Origin of the sequence: Gallalistipes aquisgranensis (assembly GCF_014982715.1) — a bacterium.
Lineage (GTDB): Bacteria > Bacteroidota > Bacteroidia > Bacteroidales > Rikenellaceae > Gallalistipes > Gallalistipes aquisgranensis.
In genome coordinates, this window is sequence record NZ_JADCJY010000001.1 from 1,105,211 (window position 1) to 1,127,656 (window position 22,446).

At 56.1% G+C, this 22,446-nt stretch carries 17 protein-coding genes and 2 riboswitches; of the genes, 10 read left to right on the forward strand and 7 right to left on the reverse strand.

All coding sequences use genetic code 11. The features are described 5' to 3' along the window. On the reverse strand, nucleotides 1-771 hold the full coding sequence (locus INF32_RS04255; RefSeq protein ID WP_226387167.1) for a polysaccharide biosynthesis/export family protein: 771 nt from the start codon (nucleotides 769-771) through the stop codon (nucleotides 1-3). Nucleotides 772-894: 123 nt separating this feature from the next. Between INF32_RS04255 and INF32_RS04260 the strand changes: the two genes are divergently transcribed. From INF32_RS04260 to INF32_RS04285, 6 genes are read left to right on the forward strand one after another with little or no spacing between them, the layout of a single operon-like run. Continuing rightward, the gene (locus INF32_RS04260; RefSeq protein ID WP_226387168.1) at nucleotides 895-2,088 is read left to right on the forward strand and encodes an efflux RND transporter periplasmic adaptor subunit; all 1,194 of its coding nucleotides are present in this window, start codon (nucleotides 895-897) and stop codon (nucleotides 2,086-2,088) included. A gap of 3 nt (nucleotides 2,089-2,091) precedes the next feature. After that, nucleotides 2,092-5,253: an efflux RND transporter permease subunit gene (locus tag INF32_RS04265; RefSeq protein WP_226387169.1), complete on the forward strand. Its 3,162-nt coding sequence runs from the start codon at nucleotides 2,092-2,094 to the stop codon at nucleotides 5,251-5,253. Next, nucleotides 5,228-6,895 carry a TolC family protein gene (locus tag INF32_RS04270; protein WP_226387170.1) on the forward strand — a complete coding sequence of 556 codons (1,668 nt, stop codon included), beginning with the start codon at nucleotides 5,228-5,230 and terminating at the stop codon, nucleotides 6,893-6,895. The genes INF32_RS04265 and INF32_RS04270 overlap by 26 nt, the downstream gene beginning before the upstream one ends. A gap of 39 nt (nucleotides 6,896-6,934) precedes the next feature. Further along, a complete protein-coding gene (gene def / locus INF32_RS04275; RefSeq protein WP_226387171.1) occupies nucleotides 6,935-8,149 on the forward strand; it encodes a peptide deformylase in 1,215 nt (404 codons plus the stop codon). 9 nt (nucleotides 8,150-8,158) lie between these two features. Then, on the forward strand, nucleotides 8,159-8,407 hold the full coding sequence (locus INF32_RS04280) for a TIGR03905 family TSCPD domain-containing protein (protein ID WP_226387172.1): 249 nt from the start codon (nucleotides 8,159-8,161) through the stop codon (nucleotides 8,405-8,407). A gap of 21 nt (nucleotides 8,408-8,428) precedes the next feature. Beyond that, nucleotides 8,429-9,133: an SIR2 family NAD-dependent protein deacylase gene (locus INF32_RS04285; protein ID WP_226387173.1), complete on the forward strand. Its 705-nt coding sequence runs from the start codon at nucleotides 8,429-8,431 to the stop codon at nucleotides 9,131-9,133. Here INF32_RS04285 and INF32_RS04290 read toward each other — a convergent pair. After that, on the reverse strand, nucleotides 9,063-9,539 hold the full coding sequence (locus INF32_RS04290) for a GNAT family N-acetyltransferase (RefSeq protein ID WP_226387174.1): 477 nt from the start codon (nucleotides 9,537-9,539) through the stop codon (nucleotides 9,063-9,065). The genes INF32_RS04285 and INF32_RS04290 overlap by 71 nt on opposite strands. Nucleotides 9,540-9,618: 79 nt before the next feature. Here INF32_RS04290 and feoB point away from each other — a divergent pair, with 79 nt between their 5' ends. Next, nucleotides 9,619-12,048 (forward strand): ferrous iron transport protein B, encoded by a 2,430-nt coding sequence (gene feoB, locus INF32_RS04295; protein WP_226387175.1) that lies wholly within the window; start codon nucleotides 9,619-9,621, stop codon nucleotides 12,046-12,048. A gap of 6 nt (nucleotides 12,049-12,054) precedes the next feature. Then, on the forward strand, nucleotides 12,055-12,297 hold the full coding sequence (locus INF32_RS04300; RefSeq protein WP_226387176.1) for a hypothetical protein: 243 nt from the start codon (nucleotides 12,055-12,057) through the stop codon (nucleotides 12,295-12,297). Nucleotides 12,298-12,409: 112 nt separating this feature from the next. On the opposite strand, the gene INF32_RS04305 is transcribed toward INF32_RS04300, so the two are convergent. Genes INF32_RS04305 through INF32_RS04315 form a run of 3 tightly spaced genes read right to left on the reverse strand, consistent with a single transcriptional unit; the run spans nucleotide 12,410 to nucleotide 15,014 of the window. Further along, nucleotides 12,410-12,838, reverse strand: a complete 429-nt coding sequence (locus INF32_RS04305; protein ID WP_226387177.1) for a nuclear transport factor 2 family protein — start codon at nucleotides 12,836-12,838, stop codon at nucleotides 12,410-12,412. A 6-nt stretch (nucleotides 12,839-12,844) separates the two neighbouring features. Next, nucleotides 12,845-13,336, reverse strand: coding sequence for a low molecular weight protein-tyrosine-phosphatase (locus INF32_RS04310; RefSeq protein ID WP_226387178.1), 492 nt, complete (start codon nucleotides 13,334-13,336; stop codon nucleotides 12,845-12,847). 4 nt (nucleotides 13,337-13,340) lie between these two features. Next, a complete protein-coding gene (locus INF32_RS04315) occupies nucleotides 13,341-15,014 on the reverse strand; it encodes a putative transporter (RefSeq protein ID WP_226387179.1) in 1,674 nt (557 codons plus the stop codon). Between the two features lie 151 nt (nucleotides 15,015-15,165). After that, a riboswitch (cobalamin riboswitch) is annotated at nucleotides 15,166-15,374 on the forward strand. 196 nt (nucleotides 15,375-15,570) lie between these two features. On the opposite strand from INF32_RS04315, the gene INF32_RS04320 reads away from it, so the two are divergent. Together INF32_RS04320 and INF32_RS04325 are read left to right on the forward strand one after the other, a co-directional pair. Next, nucleotides 15,571-16,686 (forward strand): YncE family protein, encoded by a 1,116-nt coding sequence (locus INF32_RS04320; protein ID WP_226387180.1) that lies wholly within the window; start codon nucleotides 15,571-15,573, stop codon nucleotides 16,684-16,686. Between the two features lie 5 nt (nucleotides 16,687-16,691). Continuing rightward, nucleotides 16,692-18,755 carry a TonB-dependent receptor gene (locus INF32_RS04325; RefSeq protein ID WP_226387181.1) on the forward strand — a complete coding sequence of 688 codons (2,064 nt, stop codon included), beginning with the start codon at nucleotides 16,692-16,694 and terminating at the stop codon, nucleotides 18,753-18,755. A 143-nt stretch (nucleotides 18,756-18,898) separates the two neighbouring features. Here INF32_RS04325 and INF32_RS04330 read toward each other — a convergent pair whose 3' ends face one another. Next, nucleotides 18,899-20,641 carry an Ig-like domain-containing protein gene (locus INF32_RS04330; RefSeq protein ID WP_226387182.1) on the reverse strand — a complete coding sequence of 581 codons (1,743 nt, stop codon included), beginning with the start codon at nucleotides 20,639-20,641 and terminating at the stop codon, nucleotides 18,899-18,901. Between the two features lie 79 nt (nucleotides 20,642-20,720). Then, nucleotides 20,721-22,103: a DUF5074 domain-containing protein gene (locus tag INF32_RS04335; RefSeq protein ID WP_226387183.1), complete on the reverse strand. Its 1,383-nt coding sequence runs from the start codon at nucleotides 22,101-22,103 to the stop codon at nucleotides 20,721-20,723. 108 nt (nucleotides 22,104-22,211) lie between these two features. Further along, nucleotides 22,212-22,444: riboswitch (cobalamin riboswitch) on the reverse strand. Between the last annotated feature and the right edge of the window lie 2 nt (nucleotides 22,445-22,446).

The window sequence follows — 22,446 nt, forward strand, 5'->3', positions numbered from 1 at the left end:
CTATTTTGTCAGGGTTACGATCAGCGTGGCAATGGTCACCAGCAGGGAGCCGGACGAAAGGTAAAGCGGGAAATTACTCCGGAACGAAGAACCCTGAATCGCCTTGGCCCTGTTCGGTTCCACATACACCACATCGTTCTGCTGCAAATAATAATAAGGTGACTCGAAAATATTCTTGGATTTCAGATCGAGGCGGGCCATCTTCCGTTCACCGTTCACTTCCCGGATTACCAGCACGTTGTCCCGACGGCCGTACACGGAAAGGTCTCCCGCCTTACCCACGGCTTCGAGCACCGTAATCCGGTCACTGGTCACATCGAAAGTTCCCGGCCGGGCGACCTCACCGAGCACGGTGACCTTGAAATTCCGGAAAGTAATGGTCACTACGGGATCGGGCATAACCTCTGCCAGCCGCTTCTGCAACATCATTACGAGCTCTTCCCGCGTCATGCCGGCCACCTTGAGAGCACCCAGCACGGGAAAATTGATATACCCCTCGCTGTTGACCTGATAGGCCTCCTGCTCCCAGCGATTGGAGGACGAATTGACATCCTGTGTGGCGCGCAGCAGATTGTAGGGAGCCGCCAATTCGGGCTTGGAGGAAGAGACCGTAATGGAGAGAATGTCGTCGGGCTTTATCCGGGGAAGATTGTCTTCGACGATCTTCATCATCTCGTCCCGTTCCGTATCTTGAAAATAGGCTATTTCCTTGGTCGTGGTACATGCGGCAAGCGACATGGCCAACACGAAAGAAAGGCAGATTCTATTCATGAGCAATATAAAAATAAATGAGCGATGAAATGTCCACAAAGATAGGACAAAAATCGTAATCGGAAAAAATTCGTTGGTATGCTTTTTGTCCGTTTTGTGACAAAATCAAGAAAAATATTGATTATGACTGAACTAAGGACGAAAATCGCTCTGTTTTCCATGCTTTTGGCCCTTTTCGGCTGCCGTTCCGAATCCCGGCAGACCGAAATGCCGGCACCGCGCATCGAGGTTTTCCGGGTCATCCGCGACAGTATTCCCAACCGGATGAACTTCATCAGCCAGACAAGCAGCAATGCAGACGTCGCAATCCAGCCGAGAATCAGCGGCTATCTGCTTTCCAAACATTTCGAGCAGGGCCTGCCGGTCAAAAAGGGACAGCTGCTTTTCCGGATAGACCCGTCGCTGCTCCAAACCGAAGTGGCCCAGGCCAAAGCCTCCCTGGCTTCCGCGGAGGCCCAGCTGATCGAAGCGAAGAACAATTACAACCGGTCGATCCCCCTGGCTCGGATCAACGCCATCAGCCAGAGCCAGCTGGATCAATACCGCGCACAGTACGCTTCGGCCGAAGCCAGCCGCAAGGCGGCCCAGTCGCAACTTCGCAACGCCCAGATCGAACTGAGTTACGCCACGATCTATGCCCCTTCGGACGGGATCATCGGCGACAGCGATCCATCGGTCGGGGACTACGTGGGTGCCGGCACGAAATTCCCTGTGCTGGCCACGATCTCCAATACCGACTCGGTCAGCGTGGAGCTGACACTTCCGGTCTCCCAATACCTGAAAATCACGGGTAACAGCGAGATCGCCCCCTCTTACGACAACGCCCGCCTGCTTTCGGACATCGTCATGACCCTGTCCGACGGCACCGTCTATCCCTACAAGGGAAAATACAACTACACAGAAAAGAATGTCAACACCTCGACGGGAACCATCGTATTCAAAGTGCTCTTCCCGAATCCGGACAGGGTACTCAAACCGGGCCAGTTCGCCCAGGTGGCAGCCAATCTGGGTCCGGTGCACGATGCCCTGCTGGTTCCCCAACGGTGCGTGAGCCAAAGCCAGGGGATCAACAGCCTGTGGGTCATGGCCCCGGACAGCACAGCGGAATACCGGAAGGTATCCCTCGGCAACACGTTCGGTACACTCTGGGAGATAACGGACGGAGTCTCCGACGGGGAAACCGTACTGACCTCGGGACAACTCAAAATGCGGCAGGGAATGAAGATCATCCCCGTACCGACAACTCCCGGAGCCGTCACGCAAAAAACATCCGCACAAAGGGCGGACGACTCACCGGCAACCAAAACGAGGAGGTAGCCTATGGAAAAGTTTTTCGTCAACCGCCCCATCTTCGCGATGGTAATCGCCATCGTGATCGTACTGCTCGGACTGCTCTCGATCGGATCGCTGCCCGTAGAGCAATATCCGGACATCACGCCCCCCGTCGTGGAGGTATCAGCCAGCTATCAGGGAGCCGACGCCCTCACTGTGGATCAGGCCGTGGCCACGCCCGTATCGCAGAGCGTGATTGGCGTGAGCGACATGCTCTACATGCAGAGCACCAGCGCCAACGACGGTCAGATGTCGCTTCAGGTCACTTTCGACATAGGTTCCGATCCGGACATGGACGCCGTTTTCACCCAGAACAACGTGACCTCCGCCACCGCCATGCTGCCCGATGCGGTCAAAACGCAGGGTATCACCACCCAGAAAGCCATGAGCGGCTTCCTGATGGTGTTTTCACTCTACTCCGACGGCCGTTACGACGACAACTACCTCTCCAACTATGCATACATCAACATCCAGAACGAACTGTTGAAAATCAACGGCGTGGGAAAGGTGCAGATCATGGGGGCAGGAGAGTACTCCATGCGCATCTGGATCAAGCCCGACATGCTCAACTACCATAATATCTCCATTGCGGACATCACCTCGGCCGTCGAGTCGCAGAGCGGAGTCTATCCTGCGGGAAAACTGGGCGGAGAACCCGCCCCCGAAGCCACTGAATTCACCTATACGGTCACGATGCCGCCCCAGATCAACACGGCCGAAGAGTACGGAGACATTGTCATCCGCACCGAAGCGGACGGTTCCCAGGTCCGGCTCAAAGACGTGGCCACGGTCGACCTGGGCAGCGAGACCTACGGCACAACCTCGGCTTTCGACGGCAAGGCTTCGGCCATGATCGTCGTCTATCAATCGCCGGGCAGCAATGCCGTGAACGTCGGCAAACAGGTGAAGGCCACGATGGAAAGGCTTTCGGACGACTTTCCGGACAGCATAGATTACGCCACGGTCGTGGATGCCACCTCCTCGATCCGGGCGGGCATAGCGGAAATCTCCTCCACGCTGCTACTGGCTCTCGTGCTGGTCATTCTCATCATCTATCTGTTCATACAGGATATCCGGGCGACGATCATCCCCCTGATCGCCATCCCCGTCTCGCTGGTGGGTGCCTTCATGCTCTTTCCCTTGTTGGGCTTTTCGGTCAATATCATCTCGCTGCTGGGATTGATCCTCGCCATCGGACTGGTCGTGGACGACGCCATCGTGGTCGTAGAGGCCATACAGGTCAACATCGCCAAGGGAATGCCGCCGAAACAGGCTACACTCGACGCGATGAAATCTGTCGGGCCGCCGATCATCGCCACCACGGTGGTGTTGGTTTCGGTCTTCGTACCCGTTTCGTTCATGGGTGGCATCACGGGCCGACTTTACCAGCAATTTTCGATTACGATCGCCGTTTCGGTCATCATTTCGGCCTTCAACGCACTGACTCTCTCCCCCGCCCTCTGTTCCCTGCTGCTGAAAAAACGCCCGGAGAAAACCAAGGGATTTTTCGGGGCGTTCAACCGCTGGTTCGACCGCAAGATGGACGGATACATGAGCTTCACCTCGGTACTCACCCGGCATGCGGCACGTTCCTTCATTCTGATCGCCGTGGTCGCGGCGGCCATTTTCGGCATGACCCGCCTTCTGCCCGGCGGATTCCTGCCCGAAGAGGACCAGGGCTACCTGATGGTGGCCGTGAACCTGCCCGACGCGGCCTCGCTCAGCCGCACGCAGGTCTCCATGCAGGAGATCGAAGCGATCATCAAGGCCCGCCCCGACGTGGAACATGTGGCCTCGGCGGCAGGATTCAACATGCTGGCAGGCATCGCCACCTCCAACAGCGGAATCGTATTCGTGACGCTGACCGATTACAACAAACGCAAATATTCCGCCATGGAGATCGCCGACCAGCTCAACGGAGAGCTGTACATAGCCGTTCCCTCGGCCGAGGCTTACGCCTTCGGACCGCCTTCCATTCCCGGACTGGGCATCACCTCGGGCATGTCGCTCATGGTGCAGGACAAAGGAGGCAACAGCGTGGGCTACCTGGCCGACTACACCCGCAAGTTCATCGAAGCGGCGAAACAACGGCCGGAAATCGCCACGATCAGTACGCAGTTCGACGACGGGATTCCGCAACGGCACATCCGTATCGACGAGCAGTACGCCCTGCGCGAAGGTGTTTCACTCGACGAACTGCACCAACTGCTGACCACCTATCTCGGCGGCGCCTACATCAATAACTTCAACCGTTTCGGAAAACTGTACCAAACCTACATCCAGGCGGAATCGGAATACCGCCAGAACAAGGAGAACCTGAACAGCTACTTCGTAAAGAACGCCGACGGGAAGAGCGTCCCCATTTCGGCCTTCGTCACAGTGGAGGACACGGTGGGCGTGGAATACATCACGCAATTCAACCTTTTCCGCTCAATCGCCGTCAACGCCTCCCAGAGCCGGGGATACTCCACGGCACAGGGTATGGCGGCACTGGAAGAGGTGGCCGGAGAGGTACTGCCCCAGGACATGGGCATCGCCTGGAACGGCATGTCCTACCAGGAGGAGAGCGCCTCTTCGGCCGGCAATGCAGTCTACGTCATCGCACTGGTCTTCGTATTCCTATGCCTGGCCGCCCTGTACAACAGCTGGGCGCTGCCGCTGAGCATCCTGCTCGGGGTGCCGTTCGCGGTCTTCGGGGCCATGATTTTCGTCCTGTGCGCCCACTATGTGAATCCGGTCTATGTGGACAACCTGTTCATGCAGATTTCGCTTATCATGCTGATCGGATTGGCCGCGAAAAACGCCATCCTCATCATCGAATACGCCAACCGTCTTTTCTTCGAACAGGGCAAATCGCTGGCGGAAGCGGCAATAGGAGCCGCACGGCTGCGGGTACGCCCCATCATCATGACTGCCTTTGCCTTCATTCTGGGGGTATTGCCGCTGGTATTCGCTTCGGGCGCCTACTCCTCCGCCCGCAACGTGATGGGCGTAGCGCTGGTGGGCGGCATGCTGATCGCCACGATACTCGGGATTTTCGTCTATCCGCTGCTCTATCTGGTCGTAGCGAAAGCGGCCCGTTTCGACCGCAAAAGGGAACTGCAAACACAAGAGGAACAAAACTATGGGAACAATGGAATACAAGGATAACGCCCGGTTACTGGAGAAGGCCAACCGCAATGCCTGTGGTCTGAAAGGGCTTCGCCGGAACCGGCATGCACTCCGGTGGAAAGAGGAAAACGAGCGCTGTTCGGGATACCGGCTGAGCATTCGTTCCATGCTGTGGACGCTGGCGGCTGGTTTGCTGATCGGTATGCTGGCCGGGTGTACGGGGAAATTCCGGTCGCCCGAAATGAAACTTCCCGACCGTTACCTTTACGCCGGCAACCTCGACACGAGCCGCACTGTCGTAAACACCCGGTGGTGGGAAAACTTCGGGGACACACTGCTCAACAGCCTGATAGAACAGGCCTTGGAAAACAACCGTGACCTGGCGGCAGCCGCTTCGAGGGTGGAACAGGCCCGCATCAATATCGGAGCCGTACGGTCGCAATTCCTGCCCTCTTTCGGGGCCGGGCTGTCCGGTTCAGCCGAATACACGGAACAGACGAAAATCGAACAAGAGTATTTCCTGAAGCCCTCCGTGAGCTGGGAAATCAGCCTTTTCGGCAAACTGAAGCACGCCACCGAAGCCGCCCGGGCCGAACTGCTTTCGAGCGAAGCGGCTTACCGGGGCGTCATGCTGTCGCTGGCCGCCGAAGTGGCGACCACTTACTTCACCCTGCTCCAATACGAACGCAACCTCGAAATTTCCATCAAAAGCTACCGTTTGAGAAAGCAGTCGACCGACATGATCGACTCGATGTTCCGGTACGGCATGTCGTCGGCCGTAGCCCTCGAACAGGCCCGGGGACTGACCGCCACAGCGGCGGCAGACATTCCCCAGTACCAGCGGGCGGTCGCCCAGACCGCCCTGTCCCTAAACATCCTGCTGGGAGAAAATCCCCAGCCGTTCATCCACCACAGCCTGCTCTTCTATGATACGGTACAAATCGCCGACGGACAGCAGGCCGAAAACCTGAACGAACGCCGGACGCCGATCAAGACGGAATTCGATCAGGCTATGGATGCCTACATCCGTTCGGGCTGGGAATCGGACGGTAAAGAACAGGACGAGTTGGGTTCGACGCTGCTGTCGGATTCGCTTCCCGAGAAAATTCCCGCAGGGCTGCCTGCCGCCCTGCTGCAACGACGTCCGGACATACTGGAAGCCTATTACAAGGCTCAGGCGGCCTGGGCCAGGATCGGCGTGGCGCAAGCCGCCCGATGGCCTTCGATCTCGCTGACGGCAGACGGAGGGGTGCTCTCCGGCACGGTCAAGGGCCTGTTCCACGGCAATCCGTTCGTCTGGTCCGCCGGACTCTCGGTCACCGAACCGATTTTCGCTTTCGGACGCAACAAACGGAACGTGGAGATCGCCCGGGAAGAGAGCCACCAGGCCGTGCTGGACTACGAACAGACCGTGCTGACCGCCCTCGGGGATGTGGAAAAGGCGCTCGTGGCCATCTCCACGTATCGGGAACAGTTGCAGAAACAGCGCGAACTGCTTCGGGCGACGGCCGTCACCCAACTCCTCACCAACGAACTCTACCGCAGCGGACTGACCGACTATCTGCAGGTACTGGACGCCGAGCGCACGTTCTATGACAACCAAATACAGTACATCTCCATCCGAAGCCAGCAATTCATCAGTTACATAGCCTTGTACAAGGCGCTGGGCGGAGGGTGGTAAAAGCGAACAACGTCCGGAAATAATCGCTATCTTTGGGGCATGAAAGGAATCGGACTACATGCCTTGTGGCTTCCGGTTGCCATGCTGGCTACGGCCTGCGGCAACGGGGCTTTCACCGCGGAAGAGCGTACAAGAATCGGACAGTCCCCCGATGAGGGAATCATGCGTCTGTGGACGATCGACGACCGGTCGGACTCGCTGTTGCTCAGACGGAAGGCGGCGCCATTAGACCGTAAGACGATCGCCTCCGCCGAATTCGCCGTTCTCAAGGAGAGAATGTTGGCCACGGTGAACGACACGACGAACCAGGGCGTGGGAATCGCCGCACCCCAGGTGGGCATATCCCGGCGGCTCATTGCCGTACAACGATTCGATAAGCAGGGTTTCCCGTTCGAGTTCTATGCCAATCCCGAAATCGTGTACGCTTCAGCCTCCCGGCATCCGGGACGCGAAGGGTGCCTTTCCATTCCGGGACGCAGCGGTACAGTCCTGCGCAGCGATACGATCGTACTGCGTTACACGGACGAAACCTCGTTCGATCTGCGCGCCGACACCGTCACGGGATTCACGGCCGTCATCTTCCAGCACGAAACAGACCATCTGGACGGCGTGCTCTATATCGACAAGTTGGCTCCGGAAAATGACGACACGCCGACCGAACGGAAGATGCGGGAAAGAGGGTTGGTGAATCTGGCCGAAGCCGTTCCCTCCCTCCGGGTGAATCTTGTCTATGCTACTCCGGACAACTTCATGGGAGTGGTGCTGTACGAAGACCTCCACAAGGCGTTCGCACTGCCTGCCGTCGCTTCGAACCTGCGGGAAGCCCAAAGGAAACTGGCAGAGAGAGTGCCCGGAGCCGGCCTGCTCGTATATGATGCGGCGCGCCCCTTCCCGATCCAGAAACGGATGTGGGAAAAAGCCGTGGCCCTGGACAAGACCTACTACGTAGCCGATCCGGCCAAAGGCGGCGGTCTGCACAACTACGGCGCGGCCGTAGACGTGACAATCGTCGATTCGCTGGGCCGCCCGCTGCCGATGGGAACGCCGTTCGACTTTTTCGGGGAGGAAGCCCACACCGACAGGGAGGAGGAGTTGCTGGCCCGGGGCAGGATCACCCGGGAAGAGCTGGCCAACCGGAAGCTCCTGCGGGAGATCATGACCGGTTCGGGATTTCTGACGGTCAAAAGCGAATGGTGGCATTTCAATCTCGTCCGAAGGGAAGAGGCCCGCGAGACACTGAAACTCATAGAATAACAAGACCCGATGAAAAAGAGAATAGATTACACTCCCTGCGGCGTATGTTCACGCAGAATCGAAATCGAAACCGAAGACGGGGTGGTCCGGGAAGTCGCCTTCACAGGAGGTTGCAACGGGAACACACAAGGCATCTCCGTACTGGTGCGGGGCATGAAAGTCGACGAGGTGATCGCCCGCCTGCGCGGGATCGACTGCAAGGGCAAAGGCACCTCCTGTCCCGACCAGCTGGCCCGGGCCCTGGAAGAGAACCGATAACGGTGTAAACGGACTGAACATATGGAAAAGAAAAAACTCGTGGTTTTCACCGGCGCCGGCGTAAGTGCCGACAGCGGTATTTCGACATTCCGCGATGCGGACGGCCTGTGGGAAAATTACAGGATCGAAGACGTATGCACGCCCGAAGCACTGGCACGCAACCGGAATCTGGTGATCGAATTCTACAACGCCCGACGCAGGGATCTGCTCGGCCGGCAGCCCAACGAGGGACATTACGCCATCGCGGAACTCGAAAAACATTTCGACGTGGACGTAATTACCCAAAACATCGACGACCTGCACGAACGGGCCGGCAGCAGCCGGATCACCCATCTGCACGGAGAGTTGCGCAAGTTACGCAGCAGCCGGAACGAAACGCTCACTTTCCCAATCGAAGGATGGGAGCAGAAACCCGGCGACATGGCTCCCGACGGCACACCCGCCCGCCCGTTCGTCGTATTTTTCGGGGAAGGGGTTCCGATGTTCGACCGGGCGGCACGGATCGCAGCCACAGCCGACCTGTTCGTCATCGTGGGCACTTCGCTGGCCGTCTATCCGGCAGCGTCGCTGGTACGGTACGTCCGTCCCGAGATTCCGGTCTATGTGGTCGATCCCCACAAACCGGATGTTTCCGGCATCCGCAATCCGGTCGAGTTCATTCAGATGAATTCCGCGAAAGGCATGCCCCTGCTGGCGGAGAAGTTGATCCGGAAATACAGGTCATAGTCAGTTCGGGTTCCCCCGTATAACCGTCGATACCCCGTCCCGTTACCCGGAATCCGTTGCGGCGGTAGAAACGGAGGGCCCGCCCGTTCTTCTCGAAGACGGAGAGAGTGAGTTCGGGACAGAGCCCCTTGGCGAAATCCAGCAGAGAACGCCCCACTCCGCGGCCTTCGAATTTCGGAAGCACGAAAAGCGCCTCGATACGTCCCGGCGTCAGGGAGACGAAACCGAGCGGATCGCCCGACACGTCCCGGCAGAGATAGTTTTCCGAATGCGGCAAATATTCGGTTCGCATCCGGTGAGCCGCTTTCAGCCACAGGTGGAGCGGCACGAAATCGTGTCCGTGCGCCGAGGCCTCCAGCCAGATGTCTACCAACAAGCAGGTATTTACACAGCGCTCTATCGTCATTTGTAGGGAGTATTTTTGCGAAAGATAGCAATAATTCGCATCTTTGCGTGTCAAAAAACGAGCAAGAAAAGAACATAAAATGCGGCTATCGGATTTACGGACCGGCCAGACCGGAATCATCCTCAAGGTATTGGGGCACGGGGCTTTCCGCAAAAGGATACTGGAGATGGGATTCGTGCGGGGAAAGAACGTTTCCGTACTGTTGAACGCTCCGCTGAAAGACCCGATCAAATACAAGATCATGGATTACGAAGTTTCGCTCCGGCGCAGCGAAGCCTCCATGATCGAAGTCATCACGGAAGAGGAGGCCCGCGAGCAGATCAGCCAGGAAGAGTCGGCCGGAGTGCTCGAAAACGACACGATCGAGAAGGTCATCAGTTCCTCCGGCCGCAGCATCAACATCGCCCTGGTGGGCAACCCGAACTGCGGAAAAACCTCCCTGTTCAATTCAGCTTCGGGCAGCCACGAGCACGTGGGCAATTACAGCGGCGTGACCGTGGATGCCAAGCGCGGCCATTTTTTCTATAAAGGATACCGCTTCACGATCTACGACCTGCCGGGAACCTATGCGCTTTCGGCATACAGCCCGGAGGAGCTTTACGTGCGCCGCCATCTGGTGGAACAGACGCCCGACGTGATCGTGAACGTGGTGGCGGCTTCCAATCTGGAACGGAACCTCTACCTGACCACGGAACTGATCGACATGGACCAAAGCATGGTGATCGCTCTGAACATGTATGACGAACTTGAGGATAGCGGCGCCGTGCTGGACTATGAAGCACTGGGCAGAATGATCGGAGTGCCGATCGTGCCGACCGTTTCCCGCCACGGGAAAGGGATCAACGAACTGTTCGATACGGTTATCCGGGTATACGAGAACCAGGAAAAAACCGTACGTCATATCCATATCAACCACGGTCCTGCCATCGAAGCGGGCATTACGGAACTCAAGGAGAAGTTCAAGGCGGCACCGGGGCTCTCCAAGCACTTCTCCCCCCGGTTTCTGGCCATCAAGATGCTCGAAAGGGACAAGGAGGTGGAAAAACTGCTGAGTGCCCAGCCGGAATATTCCGAATGGAAAGAGATACGCGACAGGGAGGACATGCGGATCGAAAAGACGCTCGGAGAGGACGTGGAAACGGCCGTAGCCAATGAAAAATACGGATTCATCTCGGGAGCGCTGCGGGAAACCCTCACTCCCGGCAACAAGGAGGAGGCACAGACGACCCGGATCATCGACTCGTTCGTCACCCACAAGCTGTTCGGATTCCCCATCTTCCTGTTCCTGATGTGGCTGATGTTCGAAGTCACGTTCCAGTTGGGAGCCTATCCCATGGAGTGGATCGAGGCGGGTGTCGGCTGGCTCTCATCGCTGGTAGAACAGGGTATGGCTGAAGGTGCGCTCAAGGACCTGATCGTGGACGGCGTACTGGGCGGCGTGGGCGGCGTGATCGTTTTCCTGCCCAACATACTGATTCTATACTTCTTCATTTCGTTCATGGAAGATTCGGGCTACATGGCCCGGGCCGCGTTCATCATGGACAAGATCATGCACAGGATCGGCCTGCACGGCAAGTCGTTCATCCCGCTGATCATGGGCTTCGGCTGCAACGTCCCCGCCATCATGGCTTCGCGGACGATCGAAAGTCACAGCAGCCGGCTGATCACCATCCTGATCAATCCGTTCATGTCATGCAGTGCACGGCTTCCCATCTATATCCTGCTGGTGGGTACATTCTTTCCGAAGCATGCCAGTCTCGTCTTCATGGGGCTCTATCTGCTGGGTATTCTGGTGGCCATCGTGACGGCCAAGTTGATGCGCAAATTCCTCTTCAAAAAGGACGAGACGCCGTTCGTCATGGAGCTACCGCCCTACCGGCTCCCTTCGGGCAAAGCCACCCTCCAGCACATGTGGGACAAGGCCGCCCAATATCTGCGCAAAATGGGCGGCATCATTCTCGTCGCTTCGATCTTCATTTGGTTCCTGAGCTACTTTCCGAGGCCGAAAGAGGAGATACTGCCCAGGGACGTACAAAGCGAAGCCATCGCGGAGGGAGTGACGTCGACCGACCTCCAGACGCTCGAAACGCTGGAGCAACAGAAAAACTCCTATCTCGGCCGTATCGGGCAGTTCTGCGAACCGGTCGTGGAACCGCTGGGCTTCAACTGGAAAGTAAGTATCGCCCTGTTGTCGGGAGCTGCTGCCAAAGAACTGGTAGTCAGCACACTCGGCGTCCTCTATGCGGAAAGCGACCCGGAAGACACCGGAGCCTTGTCAGAAAAACTGACCGCACCCAATCCTCAGACAGGGGTTCCCGATCTCACGCCTCTTTCGGCCCTGGCATTTCTGGTATTCGTCCTGCTCTATTTCCCGTGCATCGCCGCACTGGTGGCTATTGCCAACGAAACGGGCAGTTGGAAATGGGCTCTGTTCTCGATCCTCTACAACACGCTTATCGCCTGGCTCGTGGCATTCCTGGTTTATCAGATCGGTAGTCTGTTTATCTGAAAAGATATGGTACAGGACATCATCGTATACATCATCATCGGGCTGGTCATCCTGGAAATCATTCGACGGATAGCCAAACTCTTTCTGCGGAAAAAGGGGGATTTCGATCCTTGCGCAGGATGTGCCGGTTGCGAAACTCGTGATCTGTTCCGCCGCAAACAGGAAAAATGCCTGGAAGAAAAAGGAGAAAGAAAACGGCGGAAAGACAATCGCGCAGGAGGATGTTCCTGCGGCTGCGGATGTCATTGACAGTCTTTGTCATTCTGGGAAAGCCTGCAGTCACCATCGCGCCCGGCCCCGAATTCGGACAGAATGTCCTCTTGCAAAAAAGGCCAACATCCCGTCCGGGAAACGGCCCGCTTTAAAACCATAGTATTTTTCCGGAACGGAATCGGGGCTTTTCGTCACCGTCTCCGTAAGGGTCATAGCGGTCGACATTGCAACCGAACTCTTTCAAAAACCCGATTTTACCTTCGGGCGTCCACCCGACAAGCGAAACGCCGTCGAACATATCGCCGCCTCCGTCGTTCATCCGGCTTTCGAAGAACCATTCCACAACCGTGCGGTCCTCTCCATGCATATATCGCCCGATATTCCAGGCAACAACGCGTCCCCGCGTGTTCCACTCGTCAAACCACCGTTTGACTTCGCCGGCGCCCCGGTACTCCGGCCCCCAACTCTCGATATAATGGACATCCGGAGAAAAAATCTCCGCGATTCCCGTATCGGTTCCCTTCACCCACATATCGAACCACCGGCAGACGATACGCTCCCTTCTTTCCGCATCCATAACTTTTTAACGCTTCAACCGCAGCATCCCGTTTTTCAGATCTTCCAGCAAACCCGAGCAGGCGTCTTCCAATAAATCCAGTACGAGTTCGAAACCGCGGGCACCTTCGTAATAGGGATCGGGGACATAAGTGGCCTGATGACACCGGCAGAAAGCTGTCATCCGCCGAATCTTATCCGCTTCTTCCGGAGAGGGGGCCAACCGATAAGCCCGCTCGTAATTCGAATCATCCATCACCACGATCAGGTCGAATTCCCGAAAATCGTCTTCCGTGATCCGCCTCGAACGACTCGCCAATTCATAGCCGCGAGCCCGTGCGGCCCGTCTCATGCGTGGATCGGGCAGATCGCCCGCATGCCCGCCATAGGTTCCCGCCGAGTCGACTTCGATCCGTGAAGACAATCCCTCCCGCTTCACCAGCTGACGCATGATCTCCTCGGCAGCCGGAGAACGGCAGATATTGCCAAGGCAAACAAACAATATCTTTATTTTTTCCATAAGGCTATCCGACGGAGAAAATGATGAGCAGCTGGGCCGTCAGCACCCGCAGGAACATCGTAAGCGGATAGACCGTGGCATAACTCACGGCCGGCATGTCGTTCCCCGCCAAGGCGTTCGAATAGGCCAGCGCGGGAGGGTCGGTCATACTGCCGGCAATCAGCCCCATCAACGTATAATAATTGGTCTTATACACCTTACGGGCGAATACGGCCACAAGCAGAATCGGGACTACGGTGATGACAAAACCGTATCCGATCCAGTGATACCCTCCCTCATACACGATCGTCCGGACAAATCCGTCTCCGGCACCGAGCCCCACGCAGGCCAAGAAGAGCGATATGCCGATTTCACGCAGCATCAGATTGGCACTCATCGTCGTATAGGTAACCAGCTTGTAATGGGGCCCGAAGCGGCTGATAAGAATCGAAACCACCAAAGGCCCTCCGGCCAGCCCCAGTTTGATCGGCTGCGGCACACCGGGGAACACGAACGGGATACTGCCCAGCAACACCCCCAGGCAGATTCCGATGAAAATAGGTATCAGATTGGGTTCGCGCAGCCGCAGCATCGAATTGCCCAACAGGCGGGTAATATCCTTGATCGCCATTTCGCTGCCCACGACCGTCAGCCGGTCGCCCATCTGGAGCTGCAGATCATGACGGGCGATCAGATCGACTCCGGCCCGGTTGACACGGGTCACTGTCACGCCGAACCCTTTGCGCAGTTTCAGGTCTCCGATCCGCTTGCCGTTGAGTTCGGGCTTGGTAATGATGATCCGCCTGGAAATGAACTGGGAATCGAGTTCTTCCCAATCCTTATGGCTCATTTCGATCCGTTTACCGACCAGATTTATAATGGGCCGCATATGCTCAGCCGAAGCCACGACCAGCACCTTGTCCCCTTCACGGAGCACCGTTTCGGCATTCACGATCTCGATCCGTCCGTCGCGCCTCAACACCCGGGAAACGACGAACGGCCGGTTGATGGAATGTTTCACGTCCACGACCTTCTGTCCGTCGATCAGCGGATTGACGATCAGCACGGAAGCGAGTTCCGCCTCTTTGGCCGCACGTTCGTCGTTTTCGGCCAACGCCTTGTTCTCCTCCTCGAAGCGGATGCGGAACAGCCAGCGGATAAAAATGATCGCGAGGATAATTCCCACCACACCCAACGGATAGGCTACGGCATACCCCAGAGCGATGGTCTCGTCGCTGCCGCCCGTCATGTCGGTGAAAGTCTGCTGGGCGGCACCGAGACCGGGCGTATTGGTGACGGCACCGGAGAGGATACCGACCATCGTGGTGATTCCGATACCGGTAGCCAGGTGAAGCGCGTATGCGGTAGCCACGCCCAACAGGACGATCGCCGAAGCGAGCATATTGAGCCGGATACCTCCTTTTTTGAACGAAGAGAAAAAGCCGGGCCCCACCTGCAACCCGATCGAATAGACGAACAGTATCAAACCGAATTCACGGATGAAATGGAGCGTATGGGGGTCCATCCGCATCCCGAAATGGCTGAAAATGATTCCTACGAAGAGAATCCAGGTGACACCCAGCGAAATGCCGGCCACCTTCACCTTTCCCAGAAATACCCCCACGGCGATCACGGCGGACAGAATCAGCACCGAATGGGCGATTCCCTCCCCGAAAATCAAAGAATTAAGCCATTCCATCACGCAGACAGTTTTAGTTTAGCAACGCCCTTCCTCTCAAATTCCGGGCAAAACGCCTGCAAAGATACACAAAACGAAAGAACTAAAAAACATACGGTCCCGCCACGAAGTAAAATTGAGCGGACGGACGGTACAATTTGTCCGATTTTGACTATCTTTGCCGGCGCAAGGTCCGGCGACGGGGGCATTGCCCTGCGGCCGGTTAAAAGGGAATGCCGTGAGAATCGGCGACAGTTCCTGCTGCTGTGAATCTCCGCCCCGCACGGGGCAATTCCGGACAATCTTTGCCACTGGCCCCAAGGTCGGGAAGGCGTCGCGGAAGGGATAAGTCAGAAGACCTGCCCTGCAACATATTCAGATTGTGTCTCAGCGATAAGACAAAGATGAACCTGATTCGTACCAATCATTTTGCAAGGGCTTTGCCCGTCATGTCCCCGGAACCTGCCGCAAGCTGTTCTGCCAGGGAAACCGCACATCTTCCCCGGACCCGCCGGCTCTCTTTCCCGGCGGAAATGCCGCATTTCAAACACCACGGAGAATCAACAATCGCATACCGATGAAAAACAGATTGACAAAATTGCTGGCACTGGCCGTTTTCACCTCGGTACTGGCCGCATGTATGGACTACGGGGAACGCCCCGTCGAACGACTGTCCGCAGACGACTCCCCGGGTCTGTTCATCACCAATGAAGGCAATTTCATGTACGGGACGGCCACCCTCTCCTACTACGACATAGGTAAAAAGCAAGTGGAGAACAACGTCTTCATCCGTGCGAACGGGATCAAACTCGGCGACGTGGCCCAGTCGATGGTCGTCCGGGACGGACTGGGGTACGTGGTGGTGAACAATTCGAGCGTGATTTTCGTCATAGACCTCAAGACGTTCAAGATCGTCAATATGCTCAAGGGCCTCATCTCGCCCCGCTACATCCATTTCGTGAACGACGAGAAAGCTTATGTGACCGATCTTTACGCCTTCGCCATCACGGTATTCAACCCGAAGACGATGGAGATCGTCAAACGGATCAGGACCGACATTCCGGGCAAGACGACACCCTCTACCGAACAGATGGTACAGTACAAAAACTTTGTATTCACCAACTGCTGGTCGTACGACAACAAAATCCTGATTATCGACACGGAAACCGACACGGCGGTCGATTACATCGAAGTCGGCAAACAACCGACCTCGCTGGTCATCGACAAACACGACAAGCTCTGGACGATCACCGACGGAGGATATGCCGGCAGTCCTTACGGGCAAGAGGCCCCGGGACTGTATCGGGTGGATGCGGAGACCCGCCGGGTGGAAAAGGTGTTCAAGTTCGAAATGGGAGACCGCGGATCGGAAATCTGCATGAACGAAGCCCGTGACTCCATTTTCTTTATCCGAAGCCGGCAGGAAACCGTAAACGGAAAGACGGAATCCCGCGACCACATCTGGAAAATGAGCGTCGGAGCGGACGATCTGCCCGACGAACCGTTCCTGACGAACACCAGTACGAACCACTGGTACGGGCTCACCGTAGATCCGCACACGTCGGAAGTTTACGTGGCCGACGCCATAGATTACGTACAGCCGGGAGTGATCTACCGTTACTCGGCCAGGGGAGAACTCCTCGACAAATTCCAGGTCGGGGTCATTCCGGGAGCATTCTGTTTTAACTATTAAGGGCCATGAGACTATCGGAACACGATATTTTTCGGGGAGGAGTGACAGCAGTGCTTCTCTTGGGCGCGCTACACGGCGCCTACGGACAGAAACAGGAAAAGAAGGAGGCGGACCGCCCGGTGCGGACCATCCGGATCGAAGAAGTATCCGTCTCCACGAAACAGAAGCTGTCGGAAATCGGAGCCACCAAAACGGTTCTCGATACCGTCGCCCTGCGGCAGAATGTAGTCCACAGCCTGGCGGAGGTACTGGCCCAGAATACACCGATCTTCATCAAGAGTTACGGTCGGGGAGCCATGGCTACCGCCTCGTTCCGGGGGACCTCACCCTCGCATACGCAGGTTCTGTGGAACGGCATGAAGATCAACTCTCCGATGCTTGGCATGGTAGACTTTTCCCTGATCCCCTCCTATTTCATCGACGACGCCAGCCTGTTGCACGGAGCCGGATCGGTCGACGTGGCCGGAGGCGGATTGGGCGGAGCCATCGTGCTGGGAACCCGTCCGGCAGGCGAAGAAGGGTTCGGGCTGAACTTCATTCAAGGGATCAGCAGTTTCGACACCTACGACGAATTCCTGCGGCTCAGCTACGGAAACAGGAAGCTGCAAAGTTCGACCAGGGTATCCTATGCCCTCTCCGACAATGATTTCGAATACACGAATTACAACAAACTGAACGACGACCTGAAAACCCACCCCGTAGAGCACAATAAAAACTGTTCGTTCCGCGACCTGCACATCATGCAGGAATTGTATTACACCCTCGACCCGCGCAACAAACTGAGTGCCGCAGTCTGGTTCATGGACTCCAACCGGGGCATCCCCGCCCTCAACGTGAACTATCAGGAGGAGGACCGCTCGAGCAACAAACAGGACGAGGCTACGCTGCGCGCGGTCGTAGGATGGGAGCGTCTGGGAGAAAAACTCCGGTTGGGGGCCAAGGCGGGATACACCTACTCCAATATGGTGTACCACAGTCACGGATCGGTCAACGAAGAGGGCGGAACGGTGGCCGTAGAACAGGTTCATTCGCAAAGCGTGGTCCACACGGGGTTTCTGAACTTTTCAGCCGGTTACTATCCGTCGGAAAAGATCGCTCTGACGGCTGCGCTTTCAGCCAACTACCATGCCGTGGACAGCCGGGACAAATACATCTATGCGCTGGAGAAGAAAAACTACGATACGATGCGGCTCGAAGCCTCGATGCTCGTCAGCGCCAAATACCGCCCCCATCCGCGTATCGGTTTCGGAATCGACCTGCGCGAGGAGAGCTACGGCGACCGCATGACGCCCTTGATTCCGGCCGGCTTCCTGGACATTGTGCTATGGCCGCGGTACAATGTGATATTGAAAGGATCGGTGGCCCGTAATTACCGTTACCCCACCATGAACGACCTCTACTTCCAGCCGGGAGGCAACGACACGCTCCGCACGGAAAAGGGATATACGTACGAAGGCGGCATCGAGTTCGGCATCCGAGAAAAAGGATTCCAACTCCAGGGCGAAGGGACGGTCTACAATTCGCACATAAACGACTGGATTCTGTGGCTGCCCACGTTCAAGGGCTACTGGTCGCCGATCAACGTCCGCAAGGTGCACAGCTACGGTGTAGAGCTGCGAGGCAAGATGAATGTCGAACTGGGCCGCCAGTGGGCGCTCTACATGGATGCGAGCTGGGCCCGCACCCGTTCCGTCAACCACGGGACCCCGATGGGAGAAAACGACCAGGCTGTGGGAAAACAACTCGTCTATGTCCCCGAGTACTCCTCTACCGTGACCGGACGGCTGAGTTGGAAAGGCTATTCGCTGACCTACAAATACAACTATTACAGCGAACGGTTCACCACCTCGAGCAACGATCCCGGATCGGTTTACCGGCTCGGTTCCTATTACATGAGCGACGTGTATCTCGAAAAAGGACTTCGTTTCAAAATAGCGGACCTCTCCCTGAAGTTCTGCATTTACAACCTTTTCAACGAAGAGTACGAATCGGTACTCTCCCGCCCCATGCCCCAGCAGAACTACGGTTTCTTCATCGGTATCCGCCCCAACTGGGGGAAAAAGAGATAGGAAACCGGTGTTCCGACCTGTCGGCCCGTACACCGCCGCAAAAGGTCTACCCTGTCTGCCAACCCGCCGAGATAAAGGCCTGTCACAAAGAGAAGAGGGAGCCGAACGATTCGGCTCCCTCCCTTCTGGAATCGCAGGGACACTTATTTCTTCACGACCCACACAGCGGTATCGTCCTTCACGTAACATTTCAGCGTGCCGGAAAAGCCCGTGGTGTGATCGGCAAAAAAATAGGTGGCATCTTCGTCGAAGCCCTCCCAGACATAAAGCGTGGAAAGGTTGTTCTCCTGACAGGATATTTTGCTCAGTCCCGAAATACCCGAAAAATCGAGCTCTCCCGAGAGGTTGCAGCCTTCGCACCGTATCTCCCAGACCTCGCCGAGGCGTTCGAACCGGAATTCGCTCATCTGCGGATTGTCGCTACAGAGTATACCGCGCAGACGCGTGCAGGCATTGACGTCGAGGGAAGAGAGATTGTTGTTTTTGATCTCCAGCCAGGCCAGATGAGGCTGATTGCTCAGATCTATACTCTCGATGCGGTTGTCGTTGAGTTTCATGTACAGGTAATTGGGCGAGGTCGCCGTTCCCAACACAGCGGTACCCATGTTGATCCGGGAGATTTTGTTCTCCTGCCCGAGCAGATAGCAAAGTTTCGTATGGCTGAAATCGAGCTCTCCGATCTCGTTACGGGAACAGTTCAACCACCTCAGCTCCCGGGACTGCGTCAGATCGAGCACTTCGAGACCGTTGTCCTCGCACCAGAGCGTGTCGATCTCGGGACACATCGTAATGTCCAGCGCACCGATCGGATTGTTGCTGCACACCAGAGTAGTCAGTTTGGTGTTGTTGCTCACATCGAGCGAAGTCAGCTCGTTACGCAGGCAACGCAGGTTGCGGAGTTCCTTGTTGGCACTCAGATCCAACTGTTTGAAGGCACACATGTTGCCGTTGAAATACTCCAGTTTGGCATTGTTGCTCAGGTCGATTTCGCCGATGGAATTATACTTCTGAGTGGCCGTGCTCACGAAATAGGACGAGTACGAAACATCAAGGTAACGGAGCTCCGGGTTTTGCGACACATCGAGATGGTCGAACCTGTTGTAATCGGCCCTCAGCCGCTCCAGTTTCGGATTTTTCGTAACATCCAATTCGGTCAGTGCGTTCCCCCCGCACTCCAGCGTCCGCAAGTCCGGACAGTTGGTGACATCCAGTTCGGAAATACCGCTGTTGTAATTGCAGTTCAGTACCTCCAGCCTGGTATTCTTCGAAACGTCGAGCGAAGAGATGCCATTGTTGTAGCAGACCAGTTCGCGCAAATCGGGACAATTGGTGACATCCAGCGTCTTCAGGGAGTTGTATTCGCAGTACAACGTTTCGAGACCGGTGAAGAACTCGATCCCTTTCAGGGAGCTGAACCCTTTCATGGCAACGTTGAGATCGACGATCTTTTTCGCCTCCGAAGCCTGCAGCTTGCCATCCTCGTTCATGTCGTAGCTGAGCAGGATGAAGGTTTCGAACTTGCTGTCCTCGAAAACCACGATGGCATCGGGGTCTTCGCCCGGATTCACCACCTGCAGGGTACACTGGGCCGAAACGGAGGCATCGTTCTGCAATTTGGCCGTGATGACGGTCGTCCCGACGGAAAGAGCGGTTACCAGACCGCTTGCATTCACCGTGGCGATCGACGGGTCTCCGCTCTCCCACAGAATAGCTGCCGACAGGGCCACCTCCTGCGGAGTGACCGTCGCCGTCAACTGCTTGGTCTGCCCAACCGTAGCGACCACCTCGTCATCCATGGCGATAGTGACGTTCAGTTCCAGATCCTCTTTCTGGCAGCCGGAGAACAATACGACCGAACAAGCCAGTGCTGTAAAGATTTTTTTCATGGAATGATACATTTGATTATTAGTATTCACTTTTTCTTGCCGGGTTTGATAAACGCCTTCCTGTCGGGAGCGGGCGTCTCTACCGCAGATCGATCACCGAACCGGCGCTGTAACCGTTTCCATTACACAATTTCGCCGAAGTTCCGGTGCTCAAATCGAAACGATAGAAAGCATACGAATAAGAGCCGAATCCGCCAAAAACGGTTTTGCGGTCATAACTCAAATCGAGCGTACCGGCAGAACCGAGAGACTGACCGGTACTGATCATCGTCAACCTTTCCGCATTCAAATCGAACAGATAGACATTGGTTTTGGCTCCATACATAAATGAGTCCTTACCATAGAACAGCAACGCATTTTCACCGGGCAGATGACGCAGCCCCGAGCCGTCGGTGTACCCCATCGTATAAGCATTCAGCAGCGCACCCGACAACGGATACTCTTTTTCCACGGCAAAAGTCGTCCCGTTCAGACGAACGATCTTGCCGGAAGAACCGGCCACGGCACTCATGCCGCTGAACTCGGCTCCTACCGCCACATAGATCTCGCCCTCGTTTCCGACAGTGAGACCCACCACATGACGGTTCTCCCCGAAAGCAGCAGAAACAGGTGTCACCGCATCGGTCTCCGGATCGACGGTGTACAAGCCTTCTGAGGTTGCACCCAACACCTTATCGCCCAGGCGACACATCAACTCGGGAATGTTTTTGGGAACGACCACATGCCGGACCACTTTCCTTTCCGTCAGGTCCACGACCTGAAAGCCTCCGATGGTTGCACTCTGGGCACAGATGATATAGGCTTTCCGGTCGTCCACCTTAAAGGTTCTGTAAATAGTTCCGCAGGAGGGAAACGTCTCTTTGTCTCCGCTGTTTCCCTTCTCAATCACTTTTTTGGCCTTCAAAGTCTGGGGATCGGCAATGACCAGAGGGTTATCTCCTCCCACCGTAACGTACAGATCATTTCCATACAATGCGGCCCCCTGATTGGCCGAAACACCACTGATCCGTTTGTCGCTTTCGAACGTAGAATAATCCTCGTTCAAGACGGTAATTCCTCCTTCGCCTCCGATCGCCAGCAGTTTTCCCCTGTAAGGACCGTTCACATTGATCGTAAAGGAAGTGTCGGCCGTCGTAGCGTACCGGCTGTTGGTCAGCGACACGGTCAGTGTGTAAGCACCGGACCACTTCGTATCGGAAAACCGACAGGAATTGCCGCTGGCCGAGGTTATTTCCTCGCCGTCCAGCGTCCATTTGTAAGAATCGGCATCTTCAGCGCTGAGGGTGATCGTCACCGGATCGCTGTCCACATCGAGATTGATTCCATTCGCAAGGCTCTGCCCATCGGAAAAAGCGATGCCCGTGATTTTCGGGACGAGCGTCCCCTCTTCATTCCCGCCCTCGTCCTTGCCGCAGGATACGAACACGGCCAAGGCCAACGCACAACAGAAAAAATTCTTCATTTTGCTGTAAACTTTTAATTAATAAAAATTAAAAAACAATCAGATTTTACAGCAAGCCGAAGACAGGCATGGAAGTATGTTTTTCACAGCCACCCGTAAACCGCAGGTCTGTAAAATCCGATGCAGGCAGGTCTTCTGACTCGTTCCTGTTTTAAAGCCTTCCCGGCAACAGCAATACCAGTGGCGTAATTTTAAAACTTTTTGACCCTGCCGCAGGGATTTCCCGAACGGCAAGGCAGGAACATACAGCAGCGGAAACTGTTGCCGATTCGCACGGCATTCCCTTTTAATCGAGCCGTCTCCGAAGAGACGGTTATCGAACCATTGCTGGCGCAAAGGTAAC